The following is an 845-nucleotide window of genomic DNA, read 5'->3' on the forward strand; positions in this document are numbered from 1 at the left end:
CACCCCGCCGGGTGTGGGTATGGGGCAAAACCCGCCGGTGTACCTCGAACCCGGCGACGTGATGCGGTCCGACCGCGATTGGCTATTCAGCTGATCCGGCTTCGGTCGCAAAAGTAGCCTCCGAGTTCGCGAAATCCAACGACAAGCTGGTTCTTGTTGCTGGTGCCATCGGCGAACAGGTTCTCGATGAACAGGGCATCAAAGCTCTGGCAGAACTGCCGTCGCTGGACGAACTTCGTGCGAAACTGGTTGGTATGATCCAGACCCCGGCACAGCGTATCGCTACGCTGACCTCCAAGCCGGCGGGCCAGATCGCCCAGGTGCTGAAGGCATATGCCGACAAAGGCGAAGCCGCGTAAACCAAAGTAATCAGATATCTCAGATATCTAAGTTCAAGCCTAGGAGTATAGTAAAATGGCCGATCTTAAGGCACTCGTAGACGAGCTTTCCAAGCTCACCGTTCTTGAAGCTGCAGAACTTTCCAAAATGCTCGAAGAAGAGTGGGGCGTTTCCGCCGCTGCTCCGGTAGCTGTTGCTGCTGCTGGTGGCGCTGCTGCCGGTGGTGCTGCTGCTGAAGAAAAAACCGAATTCGACGTTATCCTCGCTTCTGCTGGCGACAAGAAAATCAACGTCATTAAAGAAGTACGCGGCATCACCGGTCTTGGCCTCAAAGAAGCCAAAGACCTGGTTGAAGGCGCTCCGAAAGCCGTCAAAGAAGGCGTTGCTAAGGACGAAGCCGAAGAAATCAAGAAGAAGCTGGAAGAAGCCGGCGCAACCGTCGAACTCAAATAATCGACGACTTCTTGCCAAGGTCTGGGTCGGCGTCCTTCGGGCGCCGGCCCTTC

1 protein-coding gene and 1 pseudogene are annotated in these 845 nt (G+C 55.7%); both read left to right on the forward strand.

The annotated features are described in order from the left end of the window. Positions 1 to 65: 65 nt before the first annotated feature. Positions 66 to 359 (forward strand): annotated as a pseudogene (gene rplJ, locus WBY09_RS19860) (50S ribosomal protein L10); the annotation flags it as partial. 55 nt (positions 360 to 414) lie between these two features. Continuing rightward, positions 415 to 792 (forward strand): 50S ribosomal protein L7/L12, encoded by a 378-nt coding sequence (gene rplL / locus WBY09_RS19865; protein WP_063087031.1) that lies wholly within the window; start codon positions 415 to 417, stop codon positions 790 to 792. The last annotated feature ends 53 nt before the right edge of the window (positions 793 to 845 follow it).

Source organism: Thalassospira sp. CH_XMU1458, from assembly GCF_037027205.1.
GTDB classification, from domain to species: domain Bacteria; phylum Pseudomonadota; class Alphaproteobacteria; order Rhodospirillales; family Thalassospiraceae; genus Thalassospira; species Thalassospira tepidiphila.

What these genes read in the sequence shown, in the direction of transcription:
- rplL (WP_063087031.1), top strand. Translation starts at nt 415, where the DNA reads ATGGCCGATCTTAAGGCACTCGTAGACGAGCTTTCCAAGCTCACCGTT.